Source organism: Candidatus Desulfolinea nitratireducens (genome assembly GCF_982879505.1).
In genome coordinates this window covers 758-6341 of sequence record NZ_CEYOSI010000200.1, presented here as the reverse complement: position 1 = coordinate 6341, position 5584 = coordinate 758, and the positions used below count along the sequence as shown (strand labels likewise).

The following is a 5584-nucleotide window of genomic DNA, read 5'->3' as shown; positions in this document are numbered from 1 at the left end:
ATATTGCGTTTAGCATCCCAATAACTTTCTGATAAGACAATATGCGGTTTTTCTGAAAAGAGCCCGCTTTCTTCGCTATACCAGGACGGGGCTTGCTCTCCGATCTCCTGCACGGCAGAAAAAGAATGTGGCTCAAGCAGGAGTATGCCTCCCGGCTTCAGCGCCTGATATGCCTTTTGGATGAGCTGCTGCGTATCTTCTTTTTTGAAAACATTTAGCTCGCCAAAGAGTATCATCAACAGATCATTATCTTTGCCATATGCAGCGGTCCGAATATCTTCCTGGATATAGGAGCAGCCGAGAGCACTCTCAGCCTCAACTTGCCGGGCATAACCGATTGCTGCCGGGGAGTAATCGATTCCACTACACGTGTGTCCCAGGCTTGCGAGGCGACTGGTATAGAATCCGGGTCCACAGCAAAGATCAAGCACGCGGGCTGGCTTCCTCCTGAGCAAAACCTCGTGAATCCAGCGGACATGCTCATCGATCAGCTCCGACCTCCGACTGGCCTCATCATGCTCCTGTGAAAGATGTTCTCGCAAAATGCGTTTGCTGAAATTGGGGTTTTCCCAGGCGATTTTTTCACCTTCTCCCCATGCCTCAGGGGCTTGGCTGCGTGTGATAATATCAATAATATCTTTCACTAAGACCTCTAAATTCTTTGATTTCAATGTTGATGATTATGTTGCGAGGTAACATTTTGTCAGATGTTCCATAACATTGTTGAAACTCCCAGAAGTGTACAATAAAAAGTTATTAAATAAAAGGTGAATTTTTTCTCAATCAACAATATTAACGTTTGATTAGAATTTGTAACAATGCTTGACTTTGCTCATCTTATTTTGTATAGTATTAAACAGTTATTCAGTAAATTGGCGCAGTTGCCTTAGGGCACCCGTGCCTTTTCTTTTGTTCCCCTTCTATAAATCCTCCGTACGCGGGGGGATAGCCCGCTCCGACTTTTCCCGAGGGCGGGAAGGCAAGCGGAGCAAGGTTTTTCTCACTCCCAGCGGAAGCGGACCCTATATCCAAATATACTGAAGGGACGGTTGGTATTATTTTGCAAAACAGCCTTGAGCCTTATTCAAGCTTAGGTATTTAATCTGAAAATCGATAAAAAATCATTATTCAAGCAGTGAAAACTTTCATCTAAATAAGGTATTGCATTTGACTCAAAAAAAGAGTATGCTGGATTAGATACACCCTACACTTTTATTTAGTTGAAATGGATTCAAATTATATTGTGGTATTTTTTGTTGTGTGCAAAAAAGTTTAATGCCATAAATTTTACGAGAAAAGGTGTTTACTAAATTCTTATGAGTGATAAAAATTTAATTGAAGTAGAAGAAAAAGCATCCCCTGGGATTATTAAATTGCTAGCGTTGGGTCGCAAAAAGAGATTTGTCACTTTTGACGATATTCTAAATATATTCCCCTCTGCCGAGCAAGATGTTGCGCAGCTTGAAGAGGCTTTTGCCGCCTTGCTTAGTGCAGGGATCCCCTTTATTGAAGATGCCACTTTACCTGGTCCATCGGAAGGTGAAGTCGGCGAAACAGAGGATATTGCTGAAGAAAAAGTTGACCAGAATGTGATGGAAGATTATCTGGCCAATATAGATACATCAGATACGATCGGTTTGTATTTGAAAGAGGTCAGCCGTGTACCGCTCCTCACTGCAGAAGAGGAGGTGGAGTTGGCCCAGCGCATAGAGCGTGGACGTATGGCTCGTGAAGAGCTGGCAAAAGGCAGCGTCAGCGGTCGGCGGCGGACAGAATTGCGTCGGATGATCGAAGATGGCTGGGCAGCCCGTGAACATCTGATTACGGCAAACTCTCGTTTGGTGATCAGTGTTGCCAAAAAATATATGGGTCGCGGCGTTCCATTCCTTGATCTGATCCAGGAAGGCAATATTGGCTTGATCCGCGCAACGAAGAAATTTGATTATAGACGCGGTCATAAATTCAGTACCTACGCCACCTGGTGGATTCGGCAGGCTGTGACTCGCGCCATCGCTGATCAGGGGCGTACCATTCGTGTGCCTGTTCATATGGGTGATCAGATCAACAAATTGCTCCGTGTTCAACATCAACTTACTCAAAAACTGGGACGTGCTCCCAAGGTCGAGGAATTGGCAGAGGCTTTGGAAGTTCCTCCGAAAAAAGTGGAGAATATGATCCAGGTTGCGCGACGCCCGCTCTCGCTCGAAACTCCCACGGATAATGAAGAGGATTCCGTTTTGGGAGATTTCATCGAAGATGAAGATTCCCCACCTCCCGACGATACCGCCACGCATCACCTTTTGCAGGATCACCTCGTCGAAGTGATGGATAATCTGCCCCCTCGCGAGGTCCGTATTTTGCAATTGCGCTACGGTATTCTTGACGGGCAGGCATATACCCTCGAAGAAGTCGGTCGTAAAATGGGTGTGACCCGCGAACGTGTTCGCCAGATCGAAGCACAGGCGCTCAGTCGCCTGCGACACCCCTCCGTACGACGGAAGTTGCGTGATTATTTAGGTGACTAAGAAATAATACAAAAAACATCCCCGCTCCTGCCGAGCGGGGATGTTGCTATTAAGATACAATTATGCACTCAGAGAGGAGAAGATATTGTCCGAAAAAGCCACATCCTCCCAATTCGATAAACTGATATTGAGTATTGCATTATTGCTGATATTCATTATAGCCACACGCACCCCTGTCGATGCCGATATGTGGTGGCATCTGCGATCCGGCGAAGAAATGGTCATGCAGGGACGCATCCTTCTCGAAGATATTTTCTCCTATACACGTTACGGTTCTCCATGGGTGAATGCCTTTTGGCTTTCAGATATATTGACCTACCTTATTTTCAAGATGGGTGGATATTTTGCTTTGGGTGGTTTTGTGGCGTTAATGACAGTTGCCATATTTGGGATCGTCCTCAAACAAATGCAAGGCCCTGCCTTTTTGCGCGCCCTACTTCTCATCCTGGCTGCGCTAACCGCTGCTCCTATTTTGACGCCTCGACCACAGCTTTTTTCTTTCCTTCTTCTAGCATTACTTAATTATTGGCTTTATTCTCTAAAAAAGGGGACCCCTTTGTTCCCCATTTGGTGGCTAATCCCTCTCTTTGCATTCTGGGCAAATTTACACGGCGGCTATATCTGGGGGATTCTTCTTCTTATCGCCACCTTTGCAGGGGAAGTACTGAATCATTGGTTTGGCGATCAAAAAGAAAAGACCGATTTTCTCCCTGCAAGGACGCTAAAGAAACTCTTTATCTTCACAATACTTGCCATATTTGCTGTCCTGCTTAATCCCAACGGGTTTGAGCTCTGGCGTCTCCCATTTCATACCGTGGACGTATCACTTGCTGCAATTCAAGAGTGGCACTCTCCGGATTTTCACCAGATCAGCTTCCATCCCATGCTTTGGTTGCTCTTTCTCTTTATTTTGGGTTTAGGCAATTCTGGGAAAAAGATTGATTTTAGCGATCTGCTCAAGGTTTTAGGCTTTGCCTATATGACCTTTTATTCCCAGAGGAATATTGCCCCCTATGCGATAGTTCTCCTTCCGGTGATGAGTCATCACCTTGCCCTTACCTGGAAGAATTGGACCGTATCACCCGCAGGGATGCGTGCTCAGCGTTTAAGAGCATCCTCTGCCTCTCAAGAGCTACCGTTTAAAATAACCCGAATGATCAATCGATTGATTATTATCCTGATCGTCGTCGTCGCATTAGGGAATTTATACATCCTAACCCGTCCCGCCAAAATAGACGAAAGTTACCCTCACGCCGCCATCCGCTGGATTGAGGAAGATCGACCCCAAGGCACGCTATTCAATTCCTATAATTGGGGTGGATATTTAATCTGGACCCTGCGTGAATACCCGGTCTTCATCGATGGGCGCGCCGATCTTTACGGTGACGAAATCATCGGTCAATGGTGGCAGGTTGCAGGTGGGGGCGAAGCGGCGCAACAAATCCTTGACGAGTGGGATATAAAACTCATCCTGCTTGAGCCAAGCTGGCCTGTTATCCGGGAGCTATCGCAGTATGGGTGGGAGCTATATTATGAAGATGAGTTGGCTGTAATTTATGGGAAATAATTGGATTTTTTATTTTGGATAAAATTGTAATTATGAAACCCTTACTAATTTCTCTGACAGAAAAAAAAATATTTATTATTGCTGGGTTGATATGGATTTTGGGGTGGATGATCCCTTGGGGAAAAGAGTTATTGTTTCAAGGGAATATTATTTTAGTCTTTCTGCTAGACATGATCAAACTTGGGGTGGCAATTGCATTATTTATCATCCCTGGAATCTTGCTTTATATCCTTTTGACAAAGGATGATGTAGTAGATGTGAAGGATATCTTGCCCATTGGATTTACACTCTCTGTACTCATTATTGCGGTTATTGGATTAGTTGGGCGAATTTTAGGATTATCTTTTACCGTCGTGAAATTCTCTTTTGCTTTGATAGGATTGCTCGAAATTTTTCTTTTGGCATGCTCCAAACCAAGCAATATTTTGGACATGGAAATAGTCCAAAGTTTGTTTTCCAGCGTTATTAAAAATCCTCCCTTGATGCTGGCTTTCCTTTTAGCCATCCTTATGACATTACATGATCAGTTATTTTTTATTGACGATTTGTCTTATCTTGCATATCTAACAAACTGGCAATACTCAATAGAATTGGGGTTTAAAAATTTAATTCATGAAGTCAATGCTATTGAGCATATGAGATTTTGGCTGGCAATGTATCCAATGGGACAAGCATTGCTTGCAGAATTAAGTGGGTTGCCTGGGCTTTTATTATTAAGTAATTATCTTGAACTTTATCTGGTGGCATTTGCCATAATTACATCATATTGGTTTGCGCGAACATTAGGCTTTTCGCGTAAGGCTGCTGGTTTTGCTGTACTCATTCAAGTGTCTTTGTATACTTGGATGTTGGGAGAGGCATTCCCCGTTGGGATGTGGTTCTATCAAAATTTGGCGGAGGATAAAGTCACTGCGGTTTTTCTTCTTGCGCCAGTGTTTTTTGTGTTTCTTCTGAATTTTATTCACATCCCATCAAGAAGAAATTTATTACTCTTTTTATTGAGTGGTTTCAGTATTGCATTAACTCATCCGGTAATACTATTTTTTTCATGTGCAATTGCGTTAGGGATTGGATTTCTTGCCACTATTTCAAAAAAATTAAATGGGCGTGGCCTGGTGCAAATAATGCTACTTTTCGTAATGCTAATGCTTCCGTATGCAGTAATTCGTTTTTCTGATCCCACAGGGGAAGTTAGTGGGGCTTATGACGGAAAACTTGCAAGTACAACATATCAAATTGAGCGATATACAAACATTGTGAGCGATGTTTTTTATGGTTTAAACCCTGGGGTATTAATGTTTTTTGATGTTATACCTGAAAGCAATCTTTATGATACTTTCCAGTATATTAGAATAATCCCCATTATCATAATTATTTTTACAGGATTTATGGCCCTCCCTAAGTTGAGGGAGGGCCCTTTTTACTGGTATCTTTTGTCCAGTATTTTTTTGATATTATTTGCAGCTTTTCCATTTACTGGTTGGATTCTAGG

The 5584-nt window shown here is 43.2% G+C and carries 4 protein-coding genes; 3 read left to right on the top strand and 1 reads right to left on the bottom strand.

Annotated elements, in window-relative coordinates:
* The coding region (locus AC3DOM_RS14420; protein ID WP_487919746.1) for a class I SAM-dependent methyltransferase at positions 1-644 on the bottom strand (644 nt) is incomplete at its 3' end.
* Between the two features lie 672 nt (positions 645-1316).
* Between AC3DOM_RS14420 and AC3DOM_RS14415 the strand changes: the two genes are divergently transcribed.
* The 3 genes from AC3DOM_RS14415 to AC3DOM_RS14405 all read left to right on the top strand — a co-directional run.
* Entirely contained in the window at positions 1317-2525 is a 1209-nt protein-coding gene (locus tag AC3DOM_RS14415; RefSeq protein WP_487919745.1) for a sigma-70 family RNA polymerase sigma factor, read from the top strand.
* 85 nt (positions 2526-2610) lie between these two features.
* Positions 2611-4092, top strand: coding sequence for a hypothetical protein (locus AC3DOM_RS14410; protein ID WP_487919744.1), 1482 nt, complete (start codon positions 2611-2613; stop codon positions 4090-4092).
* A gap of 32 nt (positions 4093-4124) precedes the next feature.
* On the top strand, positions 4125-5584 hold a 1460-nt coding region (locus AC3DOM_RS14405), incomplete at its 3' end, for a hypothetical protein (RefSeq protein ID WP_487919743.1).

Excerpts from the sequence above, each read along its gene's own strand:
- AC3DOM_RS14415 (WP_487919745.1), top strand. The coding sequence starts at position 1,317 with ATGAGTGATAAAAATTTAATTGAAGTAGAAGAAAAAGCATCCCCTGGG.